Origin of the sequence: Duganella sp. Leaf61 (genome assembly GCF_001421905.1) — a bacterium.
In the GTDB taxonomy this organism is placed as follows: domain Bacteria; phylum Pseudomonadota; class Gammaproteobacteria; order Burkholderiales; family Burkholderiaceae_D; genus Rugamonas; species Rugamonas zoogloeoides.
Genome location: NZ_LMLM01000028.1, coordinates 559,209 through 577,122, shown reverse-complemented (window position 1 = coordinate 577,122; position 17,914 = coordinate 559,209). Strand labels below are relative to the sequence as shown.

The following is a 17,914-nucleotide window of genomic DNA, read 5'->3' as shown; positions in this document are numbered from 1 at the left end:
CGCTGACTAGAACGCTTCCCACTCATCGGCAGTCGCCGCCGGCGCCGGCGCCTTCAACTTCGGCTGCGCCCTGGCCGCTACGCGTGGTACAGCCTCGGCTGGTGCTGGTTTCGCTGCCGGCTTGGCCCCCTGCCCCGCCGCGATGGTGAATGCGGCCACCGTCTGCTCCAGCATGTCGGCCTGTTCGCGCAGCGTCTCGGCGGCGGCGGCAGTTTCTTCGACCAGCGCGGAGTTTTGCTGGGTGGTGCCGTCCATCTCCGTGATCGCGCGGTGGATCTGGGCGATGCCGTCGTTTTGCTCCTGGGTGGCGGCGCTAATTTCGGCCACGATGTCGGTCACCTGGCGAATGCTCGATACCACTTCGTGCATCGTGGTGCCGGCTTGTTCCACCAGCCTGGTGCCAGAACCTACTTTTTCCACCGAGTCGTCGATCAGCGTCTTGATTTCCTTGGCGGCGGCGGCCGAGCGTTGCGCCAGGTTGCGCACTTCGCTGGCCACCACGGCAAAGCCACGGCCCTGCTCACCGGCGCGCGCTGCTTCCACGGCGGCGTTCAGGGCCAGGATGTTGGTCTGGAAGGCGATGCTGTCGATGACCGAGATGATGTCCACGATCTTGCGCGACGATTCGTTGATCGAACCCATGGTCACCACCACCTGCTCCACCACCGCGCCGCCCTCGGAGGCAACCTGCGAGGCCGAGCGGGCCAGCTGGTTGGCCTGGCGCGCGTTGTCGGCGTTCTGGCCGACGGTGGATGTCAGTTGATGCATGCTGGCGGACGTCTCTTCCAGTGCCGCCGCCTGGCTGGCGGTGCGCTGCGCCAGGTCGCCGGTGCCTGCGGCAATCTGGCTCGAGGCCGAACCTACCGCACCGGTGGACGCGCGCACGGTGTCGATCACGCGGCCGATCTGCGCCAGCAGCTGGTTGAAGGCTACTGCCGTCTGGCCGATTTCGTCCATGCGCGCAACCGGGATCTTGCGCGTGAGGTCCAGCGTCTCGCTCACGTGCACCAGCGTGCTGCGGATCGACTCCAGGCTGCCCTTGATCAGTTTATACAGCTGCCATGCCAGCGCGCCGGTCACCAGCAGCGCCAGCGCCACCACGCTCACCAGCAGGGTAAAGGCGAAGTCATAGGCGTTCACGCTCTCGTCGCGGATGTCGGCAATCAGCTTGTTGTTGTAGGCGATGTGGTCGTCAAAACCCTTGGTCAGCGCGGCGGCGGTGAGCGCCAGCGGCGTGCCCGGCATCAGCGTGGCGCGTACCGCGTCCATGTCGCCGGCATGGGCGCCCGCGATGAACGGCACCAGCGCCTGGCGGTAGGCGGCCATGTGCTGCTTGTCCTCTTCCAGCATCTTGCGGTCGGTGTCATCGAAAATGCGATTTTTCTCGTAGCTGGCCAGCACCTCGTCGAACTTGGCGTGGGCGTCGTTGTAGGCTTTGTCGAGCGCCGTCTTGTCTTCCAGGTTGGAGAACACCGACAGGCGGTAGCCGGCCAGACGCGTGGCGGCGGCATAGCTCTTGGCGGAGTTCAGTCCTTCGATGCTCGGGATCAAGCGGGTTTGCACCATGTCCAGGCGGTGGTGGGCGTTGGACAGCTGGGACAGGCCAGTGACGCCAACGAAAATCAGGGCCAGCAAGGCCACTGACAAGGTCAAGATCAAGCGTTTAGTGATACTCATAGACTTTTCCATGGAGGTGAGGGGGTGGCGACCATCTTGACGCGGCCTCCTGCCACTATACCCGCACCATTTCCAATGGGCAATTATACTAACGGATTAACTATAAAGTTATTGCTTAAACCACGTGGAAGCCATGGGTACCGTCGCGTCCCAGCTGTGCCACCAGGCCGAACTCCCAGTCCAGGTACGCCTGCATGGCCTCCGCGCGGTTGTCCGTGCCTTCGTACGGCCGGCGATAGCGGTCGATCAGCGGCGACGCCAGGCGCTGCTCGCCCGACTCCACCGGCAGCCCTGCGTCGGCCCACGCGGTGGTGCCGCCCGCCAGCACCACCACCGGCAAATCGGTGAGCGCCTGCACGTCGGCCGCCGCGTAGCGCGCCAGCAGGCTGCTGCCGCAGGTCAGTACGTAGCGCTTCGCGCCTGCCGGCACCCGCGCCAGCGCCGCCTGCAAGTCCGAACGCAGCGCGAACCAGGCGCCGGGAATGTGGCGCTTGACGTGGTTGACGCCCGAGGTAAAGTCCAGCACCACGGTGCCGTCGGCATCGTCATCGAGCCAGCGCGCCAGCGTGGCCGGATCGATTTCCTCCACCGGCGCGTGCGGCGGCAGGTCGGCGCTCCACGGCGTGGTCACGTTGAAATGCTGCGCCTGCGTGCCGTCGAGCACATACACCTCGTGGTTCATCTGGCGCAACCAGTGCGCGGTGAGGTTGGCGCGCACGCCGTCGGTGTCCGCCAGCACGAAGCGCGCGCCGCGCACCGGTGCGAACTGCTCGGTTTCCTGCACCAGCTGGCCGCCGGGCGCGGAGCGGAAGCCGGGCAGGCGGCCATCGGCAAATTCCGGCGGGCTGCGCACGTCCAGCAGGTACGTGGTGCGGCCGGGTTCCGCGATCAGCTGCGCCAATCCCTCGTGCGCCACGCGCAGCACGCCGGCGCGGTCGGCCAGCGCCCGAGCATCCGAAGCCGCCTGGCGGTGATTGGCTTCCGTGGCCGGCGGATAGGTGCGCGACTGGCCGTGCGCCAGCTTCTGCCCTGCCAGGGTCCAGCCGATGGTGCCGTTGCGCAGCGCCGAGACGGGATTGGGCACGCCGGCGTTGATCAGCGACTGGGTACCGATGATGCTGCGCGTGCGGCCGGCGCAGTTAACGATGATGCGGGTAGCCGGATCGGGCGCCAGTTCGCGCGCGCGCAGCGCCAGCTCGGCGCCCGGCACGCTATGACTGCCCGGGATGCTCATGGTCTGGTATTCGTCGTAGCGGCGGGCGTCGAGGATGACGATGTTGTCGCCGCCGTCGATCAGCGCCTGCACTTCGGGCGCCGACAGCGATGGCGTGTGGCGCTGTTCCTCCACCAGTTCGCCGAAAGATTTACTCGGCACATTCACGTCGCGGAACAACTCGCCGCCGGCATCGCGCCAGCCATCGACGCCGCCCGCCAGCACGGCCACATCGAGGTAGCCCAGCTGGCGCAGACGCGCGGCGGCTGATGCGGCCAGGCCTTCACCGCCATCGAGCGTGACAACACGCACGTCGCGGCGCGGCAGCTTGGTGTAGGCATCGAGCTCGATGCGGCCGAACGGCAAATTGGCGGCGAACAGCGGGTGGGCCTGGGCGTGCGGGTCTTCCTCGCGCACGTCGAGCAGCGCGATTTCGCGGCCGGCCAGCAGGTCAGCGCGCACGTCTTGATAGGTCGCGGTAAGATTTTTGGTCATGGTTGGTTGGCGTAGGCGGAACGAAAAGGTTTCACAGCGCCATCAAGCGAGAAGACGCTGCGGTCCACCGCGCCGATGTCGGCGCCATAGACATGGATGCCGATCGACACGCGGTCGGCGTAGGCATTGAAGACCTGGTGGATGTCGCCCAGCGATGGCGAGACGGCGGTGACAGCGCCGGTCTCGAGCCGCTGCGGCGCTCCCAGTTTGACCAGCGCGCCGTCGGCCGTGCGTTCGAAATCCTGCGAAATCTCGGCGCCGCGCAGCAGCCCGATCAGGCCCCACACGGTATGGTCGTGGATGGGCGTGGACTGGCCCGGGCCCCACACAAAACTGACCACGGAAAAGCGCGCCTGCGGATCGCGGTACAACAGGTACTGGCGGTAGTATTGGGCGTCGGGCTGGGCCAGGTCGTCGGGCAGCCAGTCGTCGTGGGCCACCAGGTCGCGCAGCAGTGTCGCGCCCTCGCGCACCACGCGCGGTTCGTCGGCGCCCTCTTCCAGCACGCGGCCCAGGTCCTCGATGAAGCGGCGCAGCCGGGGCGGCGCCGGCTGTCCGGTGGCGATAGTGTCTGCCATGGTTACTCCCTGATTACGCGGCCTGACGGCGCGCGGCGGTGTTGCGGTTTTCCGGCACGTCCAGGCCCAGATTACCACGCAAGGTGGTGGCCTCGTACTCGCGCCGGAACAGGCCGCGCTCCTGCAGCACCGGCACCACGTGGGTGATGAAAGCATCGAGCTGGTACGGCAGCGCCTCGAACAGGATGAAACCGTCGGCGGCATCGTTCAGGAACCAGCGCTGGATCGCATCGGCCACCTGCACGCCGGTACCGACGAACTCCTTGCGCGGGCTGGCGTAACGCAGCGCAGCCTGGCGCAGCGTGAGATTTTCCTCGCGGGCGGTGCGGATGATGCGCTCCGACGAGCTGCGATTGCTGTCGGCGCCATATTGGGCGATGTCCGGGAACGGGCCGTCGAGCGGATACTGGGTCAGGTCATGCTCGTTGAAGGACCGGGCCAGCGCCACCAGCGCGTCTTCGATGCGGATCAGCCCTTCGGCCTGGCGGTGCAGCGCCTGCGCTTCCTCTTCAGTCGCGCCCACGATGGCGCGCAGCGCCGGCAGCACGCTGACCTGGTGCGGCGCGCGGCCGAAGGCGGCGGCACGCTTCTTGATGTCGGCGTAATACGCCTGCGACGATTCGATGGTGGAGCCTTCGGTGAAAAAGGCGTCGGCATACCGCGCCGAGAAATTGCGGCCGTCTTCCGATGCGCCGGCCTGGAAGATCACCGGCTGCCCCTGCGGCGAGCGGGCGATATTGAGCGGTCCGCGCACCGAGAAGAACTCGCCCTGGTGGTTGAGCGTATGCAGCTTGGTCGGATCGATGAACTGACCGGTTTCCTTGTTGTGCACCAGCGCGTCGTCCTCCCACGAATCCCACAGTCCCTGCACAGTGGTCAGGTGTTCGGCGGCGATGCGGTAGCGCACTTCATGCGGCGGGTGCGTCGGTTTGCCGTAGTTCTCGGCGCTGCCCGACAACCACGAGGTGACCACGTTCCACCCCGCGCGGCCACGGCTGATATGGTCGAGCGACGCGAACTGGCGCGCCACCGTGTACGGCTCGCTGTAACTGACGGTGAGCGTGCCCACCAGGCCGATGTTTTTCGTGTGGGTGGCGACCGCCGAGAGGATGGTGAGCGGCTCGAAGCGGTTCAGATAATGGGGGCTCGATTTTTCGGTGATATGCACGCTGTCGGCCACGAACAGAAAGTCGAACTTTCCCTGCTCCGCCAGCCTGGCCTGGCGCAGGTAGAAGTCGATATTGGTGCTGGCCGTGGGATCGGCGTCGGGATGGCGCCAGTCGCCCCAGCCGGGGCCTACGCCGTGGAGGATGAAGCCGAGTTTGAGTTGGCGCGGTGCTTGATGTGTGCTCATGATGACTCCTTGTATCGATTCTCTGTATGGTTTTCAGACCGGGCGGAACACGCTGGCATCGACCAGCGCACTCGCATCCACCCGCTTGGGGAACAGCTTCGCTGCATAAAACGTATCGGCCACATCCTGCAACTGGCGCACGATCTCCTGGTCCACGGCGCGCAGTTGCGGGCGGTCGCGGCCCACCACCAGCTTCACCACGTCCGGCGGCAGGCCGGTCAGCTGCTGGAAAACTGCGGCATATTCCTCGGGATGGGCATTGGCCCAGGTGTTCGACAGCGCCAGGCGCCGCAGCACGTCCGCCAGCGCCGAGCGCTTGCCGGGATCGGCCAGCGCGGCGTCCGACGCGGCGATCACGCCGATGCCGGAATTGATGCCCACGCCGTCGCGCAGGATGCGCGCGCCCTGGATTTCGGCATTGGCCTGGTACGTGCCGAACGTGGCCCATGCTTCGATCTTCCCGCTCGAAAAAGCCACGGCGGCGTCGCTGGGCAGCATGAAGCCGGTGACCACGTCGTCCGGTTTCAGTCCCGCCTCGCGCAGCGCGCCGAACAACAGGTAGTGGGACACACTGCCGCGCGCGGACGAGACGATCACGTTGCGCCCCTTGAGGTCCGCCACCGTCTTGATCGGTGAACCGGGCGGCACCAGGATCGCCACACCGGTCGGCGACGACACGCTGGCCGCCACCACTTTTACCCGCGCGCCGCCGGCAGCAGCAGCCAGCGCCGGCGTGTCGGCCGCCATCGCGGTATCGACATCGCCCGACACCACCGCCTCGAACAACGGCGCGGCGCCCTGGAAGCTGGCCCACTTGATCTGGTACGGCAGGTTGTCGAGCACCCCGGCCGCTTCGGCCTTGGTGCGCAACAGCTTGACCTGGTCGCCCAGTACCAGCGTGACCTTGGAAAGGTCGGGCGCAGCGCCGGCAGCAGCGGTGGCGCCAGCTACCCCACCCTGCTTGCCGCAGGCGCCCAGCAATGCCGCCGCCGGCAGCATGGTCAGCAGGCGGCGCAGGCGGTCGGGCTCAAAAGTCATATGCGACCTTGCCATAGTAATAGGCGCCGCTCGGCGCGAATGGCGACGGGCCATAGGTAAAGCCGCTGCTGCCCGAGTTGGCGTCGCCGGGACCGTTGCGGTCAGGCTTGGTGTCGAACAGGTTGGCCGCGCCCAGCACCAGCTTGACGCTCTTGCTGACCGCGTAGCTGACGTCGAAATCCGTGAGCCACTTGGCGCCAAAATGGTAATCCTGGGCGCGGTTGGCGGTGGTTTGCCAGGTGTAGGAATCGAAGCGCGTGGTTTGCGCATTGACTTCCCAGTCGCCCGCGAACCAGCGCGCCGACAGGATGATCTTGGTGCGCGGCGTGGCGCTCAAGTCGCCGATGCCGCCGCCGGCCGAGTAGCCGAACCACACCGAGCTGCCGCCGGTATTGGCGCCCAGCGCGGTGATCTCCGGAGGCGTGGCGTTGATGCGCTGGACCTTGGTGCGGTTCCAGTTCACTGCCGCGCCCCAGCGCACCAGGCCATAGCTGCCGTAGTCGCTGGTCAGATCGGTCACCAGGTCGGCGCCACGGGTGCGGGTGTCGATGGCGTTGGCGAAGTACTGCACCCACTCGGTGCCGGTCAGTCCGGCCGCGCGCAGCGTCGGTGCGAAGGCGGGGCCGAACATGTAGCCGGTGCGGACGATGCGGTCTTTTACCTTGACCTGGTAGCCGTCGAGCGTGATGTTGATATTGTCGGCCGGTTTGAGCACCAGCCCCAAGCCGAAGTTCACCGACTTTTCCGGGTCGAGATCGCGCGCGCCAAAGCGGCGGGCCAGGTCGGAGTCGTTGCGCAGCAGCTTGGACAGGCTTGGCGCCACCTCGCCCGTCACCGGGTTGATGTTGGTGCGGTTGTCGGTTTGCGAGTAGCCGATCTGCGTGAGCGACGGCGCGCGGAAGCCGGAACCGGCGGTGCCGCGTATCGCCACCACCGGCGAAAAATCGTAGCGTGTATTGAGCTTGCCGCTGGCGGTATTGCCGGCGCTGTCGTTGTAGTGCTCCGCGCGCACCGCCGCACCCACGAACCACTGCTCCACCGGGTAGAAACCGATGTCGTTGTAGATCGCCAGCACCGTGCGTTTTACGCGCGTGGCATCGTCCGGCGACAGGGCCACACCGGCCTGCGCGCCCACCGCTGCCGGCCGGCCCACGTTCGGATTGCCTTCCTGGTCGCCGGGCTGGAAGATGTAGCCGCCATTGATGTAACCGAGGCGATCGCCCGCATAGGTGGAGAAACGCTCGAGGCGCTGCTCCAGGCCCCACGACCATTGCAGCTGCTTTTTCAGGCCCACGTCGAAGGCGCGCGTAAAGTCTTCGTTGGTAGTCCACTGTTCGAACTGGTACGTGGCCAGGTTGTCGAAGCTGGTCGGCGACGTCGGTCCCAGCGACGGGTTCAGGGTAAGGTTGCTGTACTGGCGGGCGCGGTTCTTGCCGTAGCCGGTGCTGATATCCCAGTTCCAGCCGGCCGTGCGGCCACGTGCGCCGGCATTCAACTGGAAGTCGAAGGCGCTCATGTTATTGATGGCGAAGTAGCCGTCCGGGTATACCTGGGCCAAGGTCGCCAGGCCATTCGGGCGGCGGAAGTTATTGCCGGCCACCGTGTTGCGGGTGCCGGCCGTGCCGAACGCGTACAGCGTGGTGTCCTTGTCGAGCGGCTTTTCCAGGTTGAAGCCGACGTCGTAGGCTTCGATACCGGGGTCGCCGTTGTGGGCGCCGTCGCGGTTCCAGGTAGCGTTCTTGGGGTTCGATGCCGGCGAATACGCCACCAGGTTCGTCGATGGGAAGTTTTTCCACGACTGGCCGCGCTTGCGCGCCGCCACGCCGATATTGACAAAGCCGTCGTCGCCCAGGCGGAAACCGGCATTGCCTTCGATCTTGGCGTTGCTCGGATTGCCGTCCACTTCTTTCAGCTCGCCGTAACTCACTCCCAGCTGACCGCCATGGTTGCCGGTCTTGAGGATCACGTTGACCACGCCGGCCACCGCGTCCGAGCCATACTGGGCGGCAGCGCTGTCCTTGAGCACTTCGATATGGTCGATAATCGACAGTGGAATGGTATCGAGATCGATGGCGTTAACGCCGCTGGTGTCGCCGCCGCCGTTGGTCAGCAGCGCCGAGTTGTGGCGGCGCTTGCCGTTGACCAGCACCAGCGTATATGCCGGTCCCAGGCCGCGATTGCTCACCGGCCGCACCACCGAGTTGACGCCGGCCTGGTTGGTGCCGAAGTTAAACGACGGCAGCAGGCGCGCCAGCGCCTCGCCCAGTTCGGCGCGGCCGGTATGGATCAATTGCTCGCCGCTGATCACGTCGATCGGCGCCGGGCTGTCGGCCACGGTGCGGGCCTCGCCGCGCACGCCGGTGGTCACCACCACGTCCTGCACCTGGCCCATGCTGGTTTGTGCCGCAGTGCTTTGTGCGATGGCCACGCCAGCGCCAAGCAAGCCTGCTGCCGCCAGTGCCAGTTGCAATGCCGTCAGGCGTGGCGATTTATTGTTATGAGTGGTCTGCTGCATGCCGTAATTCCCTCTTGTTTGGATGTATTGGTTACAGATAGGTTGAAAAGCTGCGGTCCCACAATGGGCGCACGTCGATGCGGCGCGCCAGCAAGCCCGCATCGGCAAACACGTTGGCCACCTGCTGCTGCGAGGCGATGGCCGCGTCGTCTATGGCGGTGAGCTTGTAGGGCTGGCTGCGCTGGCTCACCTGGTTGAGGAAGTACTGCGCCGGCACACCCGCGATCTGGCCGCTCTTGGCGGACCAGGGCTGCGGATTGCGGTTGATCCAGTCGTACACCTTCGAGATGCGTTGCAGGTAGTCGCCGATGGCCGCGTGCCGCACCGGATCGGCGATGGCCTTGGTGGCGGCGCTGATCACGTAGTTTCCGGACAAATAGCCGTCGGCCGTGCGCAGCACGCGCGCGCCCTGGCTCTTGGCCAGTTCCACCACCAGGCCGAAGATCACCCAGGCATCGAGCTGGCCGCTTTTGAAGGCCGCAAAGGCATCCTGCGGCGCCAGCGCTACCGGTTCGATGTCCTTGAAGGTCAAGCCGTTTTCCTTGAGCAGCTTGATCAGAAAGTAGTGCGACGTGGTGGAGCGCGCATAGCCGATGCGTTTGCCCTTGAACTGGGCCGGATCGGCAATTTTGGAACCCTTCGGCACCAGCACCACCTGGTTGTTGACATCCCCGCGCAGCACCGCCACCACCTTCATCTTGGCGCCGCTGGCGGCGGCAAAGATAGGCGGGATTTCGCTCATGCCGCCCAGGTCCAGCGAATCGGCGGCCAGCGCTTCCACGATCAGGTTACCGGCCGCGAATTCGGCCAACTGGGTGCGGTACGGGATCTGGTCCACGCCCGCCTCCTTGAAGTAATACGAGTCGCCGCCCTTGTAAGTGCCCACGCGCAGAAAAGCATTGCGGGCCTGGACCGCGTTGGCGCGCACGCCGGTGCTCCAGCCGCCGAACAGCGCGGCGATGCCGCCCGCCGCGCCCAGTCTGGCGGAACGTTGTAGAAATTGACGACGAGCGCCGCCCTTCGATGCCTTCGAATCCATAGCTACCGCCTGTACGAGTTGAGAGGTGTTGGTGCTTGCTCAGTTAATCCTGAAAACGATATTCCCGGCCAGCAGGTAGCTGGCGCCACCGAGGTCGGGCAGCTTGGGGAACGGCGCCGCCCGGCGGATAGCCTCGCGCGCCGCCTCGTCCAGCGCCGGGATGCCGCACGAGTCGATATCGAACGACAGCAGCGCGCCTTGGGGGCTCAGTGTCAGCCGATAACCGACCTTGCCCTGCTGGCGCCGCATCTTCGCTTCGCGCGGGTAATCGGTACTGCTGTTGATGCGGGCGTAGACCTGGTTCACGTAGTCGGTCGGGATGCCATCAGTGCTGATCTGGCGCGGCGCCGCCGGGGCCACGGGTGCCGGGGGTGCCGGCGGCGCCACGGGTGCTAGCGCGACCGGTGCCGGCGTGGTAACGGCGGCAACTGGCACAGGCGCCGGCGGCGTGAATGTCTCCTGCGGCACCGGCACTATTTTTTGTACCGGCACCGGCTGCACCACGGGTAGCGGCGGCGCCAGGGTCTTTTGCTGCAGCGGCTCCGGCTTGGGCAGCGTGATTTCCTTGGGCGGCGGCAGGTGGATCAGCTGCACCACCAGCGGTGGCGGCGGCGCCTTGATGACCGTGCTGCTGAAGTTCCAGATCGCCACCGCTGCCACGCCGTGGAGCACGATGGAGACGACCGCGCCGGGCCGGCGCCACCAGGCCCGCGCGCCGCCGTCGCCAAGGACCGGATACGAGGTCACAAAACTGTCGTTGGCAGCAGGTGTGACGACGACTGCATCGGCCTGGATAACAGGTGCGGCTTGTGCCGGGTAGCGGTCGCGCAGAGAGAGTGTGGCGCTGGACATTGGATTCCCCTTTTTGAAAACGATTAATCGAACAGGTCCGGCTCTTCGCGCGTGATCACGTCCCACAGCGGCTGGAAGCTGAACCAGCCGCCGGCGTCGGACCCGATCTGGCCGGCAGTGTGGCGCGCCACCTCGTGCGGAATCGGCTTGGTGGGACCGGCTGCCTCGGACAGCAACTGCGCCTGCGCCGCATTCTCGAACGAGATGTAGCGCCACACGGCCGACTCCACCGAGGAACCCACGGTCAGCAGGCCGTGGTTTTGCAGGATCACGGCCTTGCGCGGTCCCAGCGTCTGGGCGATGCGCTCGCCCTCGCTGGTATCGAGCACTACGCCGCTGAAGTCCGAGAAGATTGCGTGATCTTCGTAAAAGGCGCACGAGTCCTGCGTGAGCGGGTCGAGCAGGCGGCCCTGGGCGGCAAAGGCCTTGCCGTACAAGCCGTGCGAATGGGCCGCCGCGATCACGTCCGGGCGCGCCTTGTGCAGCTCGGAGTGGATGGCAAACGCTGCGCGGTTGAGCAGGCCGTCGCCCTCCACCACCTTGCCGTCGTGGCTGACCAGGATCAGGTCCGATACCCGCACGTGGCCGAAGTACACGCCGGCCGGATTGACCCAGAAATGGTCCGGGAACTCGGGATCGCGCGCGGTGATGTGGCCCGCGCCGCCCATGTCGAAGCCATAGCGCGCAAACAGCCGGAACGACACGGCCAGCCGCTCCTTGCGGTGCTGGCGTTGCGCTTCCAGGGTCGGCGGTGGCGGCGGTTCGGCAAAGATGATGTTGCCGTTGGCGTCGCGCGGGGCGTTGTGGATGGCCGGGCGCGGCACCGCTTTACCGACGGTACGCAAATGGGGGCGCGACAGCGGCGCGGAATGCAGGGGGGATGGGCTGCTCATAATGATCCTCTTCTTGTTCAGTAGCCGCGCGCGGTATCCACCACGTCGGTCAGGGGAGCGCCGCTGCGGAAGCGGTCCAGGTTCAGCAAAAACTTGTCGATCAGCGCCGGCACGATCTGCTCGGTGCTGGGCGAAATATGGGGCGAGAGACGCACGCGCGGGTGGCCGTAGAACGCATGGCCGGCCGGCAGCGGCTCGGGGTCGGTCACGTCCAGCGTAGCCAGCGCCAGCGCGCCTTCGTTCAGTGCATCGAGCAGTGCCTGGTGATCGACCAGATTGCCGCGCGCGATATTGATCAGGTGCAGGCCGGGCCGGGCGTGCTTGAGGGTGGCGCGGTTGATGGCGTGGCGCGTTTCCGGTGTCGATGGCGCGGCCAATACCAGGTGGTCGGCGCGCGCGATCAATTCCTCCAAAGTGGCCACCCGCTCCACGCCCTCCACTTCGAACGGCGCATTTGAGCGGCGCAGCGCCACCACCTTGATGCCCAGCGCCAGCGCGCGCTGCGCCAGCGCCTGGCCGATGGAGCCGAAGCCATACAGGCCCAGGGTGGTGCCCTGCACCAGTCGCAGCGACAGGCGGCGCCAGTCGCCGGCCTGCTCCAGCCAGATCTCCGGCACGCGCTTGGCGGCAGTGAAGATCGCCGCCAGCACGTATTCGGCAATCGCGACGGACGCGGTACCGCGCGCCGACGTCACCACCGGACCGTTGAACAGCCAGTCCGGGTAATAGTCGATGCCCACCGACGCCAGCTGCACCCAGCGCACGTCCTGCCAGCCGCTGGGCGCGGGCGTGTGCAGCAGGGACTGGCCCTTGGGCGCCGGCAGCGCGAACACCACGTCTGCGCCCGGCGGCAGCGCGGTCAATGGGCCCGGTGGCACATCGACCACGGCCAAGCCAGCGCGCTGCGCCAGCAAGGCATTGACCTTGGGATCGAACTGGCTGGCTACGATGACATCGCTCATGTGCTTCTCCTTGTGTGACTTTATGACTGTGTGACTTTATGACTGTGTGACTGTATGACTTAAGCGGCCAGGCGCTGGGACTGGTCCTGCGCTTCGCGCTCGGCAACGGCAGCGCGCACCAGCGGAATCAGTTCGCGGCCGTATTGCAGCGCGTCGGTGATCGGGTCGAAGCCACGGATCAGGAAGGTGGTCACACCCAGTTCCCAGTATTTGAGCAGCGCATCGCGCACCTGTTCCGGCGTGCCTACCAGGCCGGTCGAATTGCCGGCCGCCTTGGTCAGCGCAGCGATGCCGGTCCACAGCCGCTCATCGACCACCTTGCCCTGCGCGGCCGTGTCGAGCAGGCGCTGCGAGCCGACGTTTTGCGGTTGCTGCGGACGGCGGCTGAAGTGGTCGTTGCGGCCCACGCGCTCGGTGGCGGCGGCGAGGATGGCGTCGGCCTTGGCCCATGCCTTTTCTTCGGTCTCGGCCAGCACCGGCCGCAGCGACAGGCTGAAACGGATCTTGTCGGCGCGGCCGTACTTGGCGGCGGCTGCACGCACGCGGGCAATCGTCTCGCCCACCTGCGCCAGCGATTCGCCCCACAGCGCATACACGTCCGCGTGCTTGCCGGCCACCTCGATGGCAACGTCGGACGAGCCGCCGAAGTACACCGGCACGCTGTGGCCGTTCACCGGGCGCACGCCGGCGTTCTGGCCCTTGTGGCGGTAGATCTGGCCTTCGTGATCGAAGGCGCCGCTCGACGACCAGGTCTGCTTGACGATGTCGAGGTATTCGTCGGTGCGGGCGTAGCGCTGGCCGTGGTCGAGAAAATCGCCGTCGCGCTGCTGCTCGGTGTCGTCGCCGCCGCTGATGACGTGGACCGCCAGGCGGCCGTCGCTGAAGTGGTCGAGCGTGGCAAACTGGCGCGCCGCCAGCGTGGGGGCGACAAAGCCCGGACGGTGGGCCAGCAGGATGCCCAGCTTCTCGGTTTGCGAAGCGATGTACGACGCCACCTGGAAACCGTCCACCGAGGCGCTGCTGTGCGCCACCAGCACGCGGTCGAAACCTGCGTATTCGTGGGCGCGGGCCACCGCGCCGAGGAACGCCTTGTTGACGACCGGGCCTTGCGGCAGCACGGTTTCGGAGACTTCCTGGGTAGCGCTAAAGCCGATGAATTCGATGCTCATGATGCTTCCTTTGCAGTGATTGAAGATAAGCCGGCGCCGCCGGCGGGAGATATTTTTTTGGCCGCGCTCGCAGCAAACGCCGCGCGGCCGGCATTGACCAGGATGGTGTCGTTTTGCGGCGTGTGGATGCGGCTGCACAGCACGTCGCGGTAATGGCGTTGCAGCGCATTGGTGCGCGACAGGCCGGGGTTGCCGCTCAATTCGATGGCCTTTTCCACGACCTGAATGGCCTGGTTGGTCACCAGGTACTTGACCTGGAACGCGTCTTTGGACGCGATCGAGCCATTGGCGGCGGCGTCGATCAGCACGCGGTTGGAGAATAGCCAGGCATCGATCTGGCCCAGCGCTTCCTGGAAGCGCGGCAAGGAGGACAGCGGCGCACCGAGGTTGGCCGGCACCCGTTCTTCGAGCCAGGTTGCCAGCCAGTCGCGGGCAGAACGGGCCACGGCGTCGTAAATGGCCGACAGCAGCACCGACATCCACAGCAGCAGCGCAGGTTCCAGGTCCGGCGCGGCGCCGGCGGGCGCCGCATCCACCGCATGGTCGAGTGGTACCAGCACGTTGTCGAACACCACTTCGTGGCTGCCGGTGGCGCGCATGCCCAGGTGGTCCCAGTTTTCAATCACGGTAATGCCCGGCGTATCGCGCCGCACCAGCCAGCTGCCCACCAGCGGCTCGGCATCGTCGCTGCGGGCCCACACGCCGAGCCAGGTCAGGCGCGGAATGCCGGTCGAGTAAATCTTGCGGCCGCTGATGCGCCAGCCTTCCGGCGTGCGGCGGGCAATGGTGTTGGGCAGGCCTCCGCGCGCCGGGGTACCCAGTTCCGGCTCCACCCGCAGCGCGTTGATCAGGGCGCCGTCGCGCAAGGTTTCGCGCACCACGCGATCAAGCAGGTGCTGCGGCCACTTGGCCTTGCGGTCGGACGCATGCTGCAAGTACTGCATGGTGAGCACCAGGGCGGTGGACGGCTCGCCGCGCGCCACGGCCGCAACAACCCGCGTGGTCTGCGCCAGGTCGGCGCCAAGGCCGCCCAAGGCGCGCGGCACGGTCAGGCCCAGCAGACCCAATTGGTGCAGGCGTTCGAAGTTCGCGTGCGGGAAGCTGGCATCGCGGTCATGGTCGGCAGCGGTGGCGGCGAATTCCGCCGTCAAGGTGTCCAGCAGCGCGGCAAATTCCGGGCTGTCCAGTTGCTGCGTGTGGTCTGCGGTAGGTAAGCGGAGGACGGAGGTAGGCATGGTCGGAACGCTCGATTAAATCGAAAAATTGCTGAAGTTGAACGGGGTGTGGACTGGCGTGGGCACCGGGGCTACCGGTTCGGGTGCCGCTTCGATCTCCACGCCCAGCAATTGCAGCAACTGGGCGCGCACGCGCTGGAACTCGGGCCGCTCGGCGCTGCGCGGGCGCGGCTGGGTAATCGCGATGTCGGAGACGATGCGGCCCTTTTCCAGCACCAGCACGCGATCGGCCAGCAGCACCGCTTCATCGACGTCGTGGGTCACCAAGAGCACCGACGGCCGGTGTTCGCGCCACAGCGCCAGGATCAGCTGGTGCATACGGATACGGGTCAGCGCATCGAGCGCGGCGAACGGCTCGTCAAGCAGCAGCAGCTTCGGTTCGCGCACCAGCGCCCGGGCCAGCGCCACGCGCTGCGCTTCGCCGCCGGACAGCGTGGCCGGCCAGGCGTATTCGCGGTGGGCCAGCCCTACTTCGGCCAGCGCCTGGTTGGCGCGTTCACGCGGCTGGTCGATGTTCAAGCCGAGGGTGACGTTGCGCCAGGCGCGCTTCCATGGCATCAGGCGCGGCTCCTGGAACACGGCGGCGCGGGCTTGCGGCACGTCGAGCGTGCCGGACGTGATGCGATCGAGGCCGGCCAGCGCCCGCAGCAGCGTGGTCTTGCCCGAGCCGCTGCGGCCCAGCAGCGCGACGAATTCGCCGGGGCGGATATCGAGGTCGAGCTGATCGAGGATGGTGTTGTCGCCAAAGCGCTTGGTCAGCTGGCGTGCGCGCACCTGGGTATCCGTGGTGACCGGGGTTGGCACGGCTTGCACCTGCGGCCGGCCGCCCGCTTCATTGCACACATCGTTACGCAAATGAGCGCCGGGCAGATCGAGTGGTATGGTCTGCATGAATCAATCCTTGATAAAAGTCGGACGCCAGGCCAGCGCGTAGTGTTCGATGGCGCGTACCAGCAGGTCGGTGGCCAGGCCCAGCAGGCTGTAGACCAGCAGGCAGACGACGATGACGTCGGTGCGCATGAAGTCGCGGGCGTTGTTGATCAGGTAGCCCAGGCCCGCCGTGGCGTTGATCTGCTCCACCGCCACCAGCGACAGCCAGCTCACACCCAGCGAGTAGCGCAGGCCCACCAGGAACGACGGCAGCGCGCCGGGCAGGATCACGTGCACGATCAGCTGCGGGTACGAGAGGCCGAACAGGCGCGCTGCCTCCACCAGCTTGGAATCGATGCCGCGTATGCCGCTGTACAAGGTCAGGTACATCGGGAACGTGGTGGCAAACGCGATCAGTGCAATCTTGGTGAACTCGCCGATGCCGAACCACAGGATGAACAGCGGTACCAGGCCCAGGAACGGTAAGGTGCGCGCCATCTGCATGGTGGAATCGACCGCCATTTCGCCCTGGCGCGTAAGGCCGGCGATCAGCGCCAGCGCGGTGCCTAGCGTGAGCGAGACGGCCAGGCCGGTGCACACGCGCTGCAGCGATACCAGCACGTTGCTGCCCATTTCGCCGGACGCGATCAACTCGCCGAGGGTGACAAAAATTTGCGACGGTGCGGCCAGGATGCGCTCCGGCAGCACGCCGGTGCGCGAAGCGATTTCCCAGATTACCAGCATCACCAGCGGGCCGATGGCGCGCTTGACTAGGGGCGTGATGGTCTTGCCGATTGCCCAGCGGCGGGTACCGGGCGGCGAGGCGTTGCAGGCGGGAGTGAGTACCGACATTGTGCTTTCCTGTGCTGGTTATCGAGGGCTGTGCAGCCGATGAAACCTAGTATAGAAAGCAAATGATTATGATAGAACTAATTGTTTCGACTATTGATATATGATTTTCTGGAATAATCCTGAGGCCTGACCATGCGCATTACGCAAACTGCGCAAACAAGTGACGAGCGCAAATAAAGACCCCGCCACCATTCTAGGTAAGCGGGGCCCATTTACTAAGCCGCTATTTTGTATATCGTTATACGTGGTCAGCGCGCCACAATTTTCAAAGGCGCTGCCGCAAACGCCTGCTCCACCGATTCCGCAAACAGATCGATCGCATGCTGCACCGGCCCCGGTTGCAGCGGCTGCACCAGCCAGATATCGAGCACCGGCTTGAAGTCGGTGACGTTGACGATGTCGAGCTGTGCGCGGTGGCGGCTGCGCTCAAGGATCGGCCGCGGCATCAGGCCCAGCCCCACACCGTTGGCCACCAACCCCAGTTGCAGGTCGGTGCCGAAAGTCTCGAGGTTGATCTTGAACGACAGCCCCTGCTCGGCCAGCGCGCGCGCCAGCCCGGCGCGGAAGCCGCAGCCGTCCGGGTTGAGCACCCAGCCCTGGCCGAAAATATCGCGCAGCTTGTAGGCGCGGCGCGACAGCGCATCTTTTTTCGCCACCACCACCAGCTCGATGCGGCCCAGCGTGCGGCCGCGCAGACCGTCGGGCAGCACCTTGGTGGCCGGGAACAGCGCCACCGCCGCATCGATCTCGCCCTTGTCCACACGCTGCACCAGTTGCGCGCCCCAGCCGGACGCCACTTCCGTGTGCAGGCCATCGAAGGCCTGGTTGAGCTTTTGCAGGGTATCGAGCAGCACCACGTCGCCGATGGTCTGGATCACGCCGATGCGGAATACGCCGGTGGGTGCATGGTCTTCCTGCACCAGGTCGCGCAGCCGCTCGACCTCCAGCAGCACCTTGGCGCACTGCTCGTACACCTGCTTGCCCATGGCGCTGGGCTTGGGCGGCTTGACGCTGCGGTCGAGGAGTTCCACGCCCAGCGCCTGCTCCAGGTTTTGCACGCGGCGCGTGATGGCCGACTGGGTAAGCCCCAGCGCGTCGGCAGCGGCGCTGATGCTCTGGTTGCGCACCACGGCCACGAAGGCGCTGATGTCATCAATTTTCATAAGGGTTTC

15 protein-coding genes are annotated in these 17,914 nt (G+C 66.1%); all 15 read right to left on the bottom strand.

What is annotated here, in order from left to right; genetic code table 11:
* Positions 1-6: 6 nt before the first annotated feature.
* Positions 7-1,677, bottom strand: coding sequence for a methyl-accepting chemotaxis protein (locus tag ASF04_RS17715; protein WP_056144411.1), 1,671 nt, complete (start codon positions 1,675-1,677; stop codon positions 7-9).
* 115 nt (positions 1,678-1,792) lie between these two features.
* Complete coding sequence (locus ASF04_RS17710) at positions 1,793-3,385, bottom strand: rhodanese homology domain-containing protein (protein ID WP_056144409.1); 1,593 nt, start codon at positions 3,383-3,385, stop codon at positions 1,793-1,795.
* Entirely contained in the window at positions 3,382-3,963 is a 582-nt protein-coding gene (locus tag ASF04_RS17705) for a cysteine dioxygenase (RefSeq protein ID WP_056144406.1), read from the bottom strand. Before ASF04_RS17705 ends, ASF04_RS17710 begins: the two co-directional genes overlap by 4 nt.
* Positions 3,964-3,976: 13 nt before the next feature.
* Positions 3,977-5,317 carry an LLM class flavin-dependent oxidoreductase gene (locus ASF04_RS17700; RefSeq protein WP_056144403.1) on the bottom strand — a complete coding sequence of 447 codons (1,341 nt, stop codon included), beginning with the start codon at positions 5,315-5,317 and terminating at the stop codon, positions 3,977-3,979.
* Between the two features lie 33 nt (positions 5,318-5,350).
* Positions 5,351-6,355 carry an ABC transporter substrate-binding protein gene (locus tag ASF04_RS17695; protein ID WP_056144400.1) on the bottom strand — a complete coding sequence of 335 codons (1,005 nt, stop codon included), beginning with the start codon at positions 6,353-6,355 and terminating at the stop codon, positions 5,351-5,353.
* On the bottom strand, positions 6,345-8,870 hold the full coding sequence (locus ASF04_RS17690) for a TonB-dependent siderophore receptor (protein ID WP_056144397.1): 2,526 nt from the start codon (positions 8,868-8,870) through the stop codon (positions 6,345-6,347). Before ASF04_RS17690 ends, ASF04_RS17695 begins: the two co-directional genes overlap by 11 nt.
* A 31-nt stretch (positions 8,871-8,901) precedes the next feature.
* Positions 8,902-9,909 (bottom strand): ABC transporter substrate-binding protein, encoded by a 1,008-nt coding sequence (locus tag ASF04_RS17685; protein WP_056144394.1) that lies wholly within the window; start codon positions 9,907-9,909, stop codon positions 8,902-8,904.
* 39 nt (positions 9,910-9,948) lie between these two features.
* Positions 9,949-10,761 (bottom strand): TonB family protein, encoded by an 813-nt coding sequence (locus tag ASF04_RS17680; RefSeq protein ID WP_056144391.1) that lies wholly within the window; start codon positions 10,759-10,761, stop codon positions 9,949-9,951.
* Between the two features lie 23 nt (positions 10,762-10,784).
* Positions 10,785-11,654, bottom strand: a complete 870-nt coding sequence (locus ASF04_RS17675) for a class II aldolase/adducin family protein (RefSeq protein WP_082488829.1) — start codon at positions 11,652-11,654, stop codon at positions 10,785-10,787.
* A 17-nt stretch (positions 11,655-11,671) separates the two neighbouring features.
* On the bottom strand, positions 11,672-12,616 hold the full coding sequence (locus ASF04_RS17670; protein ID WP_056144390.1) for a D-isomer specific 2-hydroxyacid dehydrogenase family protein: 945 nt from the start codon (positions 12,614-12,616) through the stop codon (positions 11,672-11,674).
* Between the two features lie 59 nt (positions 12,617-12,675).
* The gene (locus tag ASF04_RS17665; protein WP_056144387.1) at positions 12,676-13,785 is read right to left on the bottom strand and encodes an LLM class flavin-dependent oxidoreductase; all 1,110 of its coding nucleotides are present in this window, start codon (positions 13,783-13,785) and stop codon (positions 12,676-12,678) included.
* Positions 13,782-15,020, bottom strand: a complete 1,239-nt coding sequence (locus ASF04_RS17660; protein ID WP_056144384.1) for an acyl-CoA dehydrogenase family protein — start codon at positions 15,018-15,020, stop codon at positions 13,782-13,784. Before ASF04_RS17660 ends, ASF04_RS17665 begins: the two co-directional genes overlap by 4 nt.
* A gap of 15 nt (positions 15,021-15,035) precedes the next feature.
* Positions 15,036-15,911, bottom strand: a complete 876-nt coding sequence (locus tag ASF04_RS17655) for an ABC transporter ATP-binding protein (RefSeq protein ID WP_200931106.1) — start codon at positions 15,909-15,911, stop codon at positions 15,036-15,038.
* A 3-nt stretch (positions 15,912-15,914) separates the two neighbouring features.
* Positions 15,915-16,742, bottom strand: coding sequence for an ABC transporter permease (locus ASF04_RS17650; protein ID WP_056144381.1), 828 nt, complete (start codon positions 16,740-16,742; stop codon positions 15,915-15,917).
* A 248-nt stretch (positions 16,743-16,990) separates the two neighbouring features.
* Complete coding sequence (locus tag ASF04_RS17645) at positions 16,991-17,905, bottom strand: LysR family transcriptional regulator (protein WP_026637376.1); 915 nt, start codon at positions 17,903-17,905, stop codon at positions 16,991-16,993.
* Positions 17,906-17,914 lie beyond the last annotated feature (9 nt).

Bases quoted from the DNA above. Each gene is read 5' to 3' on its own strand.
- ASF04_RS17700 (WP_056144403.1), bottom strand. From the start codon at position 5,317: ATGAGCACACATCAAGCACCGCGCCAACTCAAACTCGGCTTCATCCTC.
- ASF04_RS17645 (WP_026637376.1), bottom strand. From the start codon at position 17,905: ATGAAAATTGATGACATCAGCGCCTTCGTGGCCGTGGTGCGCAACCAG.
- ASF04_RS17715 (WP_056144411.1), bottom strand. From the start codon at position 1,677: ATGAGTATCACTAAACGCTTGATCTTGACCTTGTCAGTGGCCTTGCTG.
- ASF04_RS17690 (WP_056144397.1), bottom strand. From the start codon at position 8,870: ATGCAGCAGACCACTCATAACAATAAATCGCCACGCCTGACGGCATTG.
- ASF04_RS17650 (WP_056144381.1), bottom strand. From the start codon at position 16,742: ATGTCGGTACTCACTCCCGCCTGCAACGCCTCGCCGCCCGGTACCCGC.
- ASF04_RS17710 (WP_056144409.1), bottom strand. From the start codon at position 3,385: ATGACCAAAAATCTTACCGCGACCTATCAAGACGTGCGCGCTGACCTG.
- ASF04_RS17665 (WP_056144387.1), bottom strand. From the start codon at position 13,785: ATGAGCATCGAATTCATCGGCTTTAGCGCTACCCAGGAAGTCTCCGAA.
- ASF04_RS17660 (WP_056144384.1), bottom strand. From the start codon at position 15,020: ATGCCTACCTCCGTCCTCCGCTTACCTACCGCAGACCACACGCAGCAA.
- ASF04_RS17695 (WP_056144400.1), bottom strand. From the start codon at position 6,355: ATGACTTTTGAGCCCGACCGCCTGCGCCGCCTGCTGACCATGCTGCCG.
- ASF04_RS17675 (WP_082488829.1), bottom strand. From the start codon at position 11,654: ATGAGCAGCCCATCCCCCCTGCATTCCGCGCCGCTGTCGCGCCCCCAT.
- ASF04_RS17655 (WP_200931106.1), bottom strand. From the start codon at position 15,911: ATGCAGACCATACCACTCGATCTGCCCGGCGCTCATTTGCGTAACGAT.
- ASF04_RS17680 (WP_056144391.1), bottom strand. From the start codon at position 10,761: ATGTCCAGCGCCACACTCTCTCTGCGCGACCGCTACCCGGCACAAGCC.
- ASF04_RS17685 (WP_056144394.1), bottom strand. From the start codon at position 9,909: ATGGATTCGAAGGCATCGAAGGGCGGCGCTCGTCGTCAATTTCTACAA.
- ASF04_RS17705 (WP_056144406.1), bottom strand. From the start codon at position 3,963: ATGGCAGACACTATCGCCACCGGACAGCCGGCGCCGCCCCGGCTGCGC.
- ASF04_RS17670 (WP_056144390.1), bottom strand. From the start codon at position 12,616: ATGAGCGATGTCATCGTAGCCAGCCAGTTCGATCCCAAGGTCAATGCC.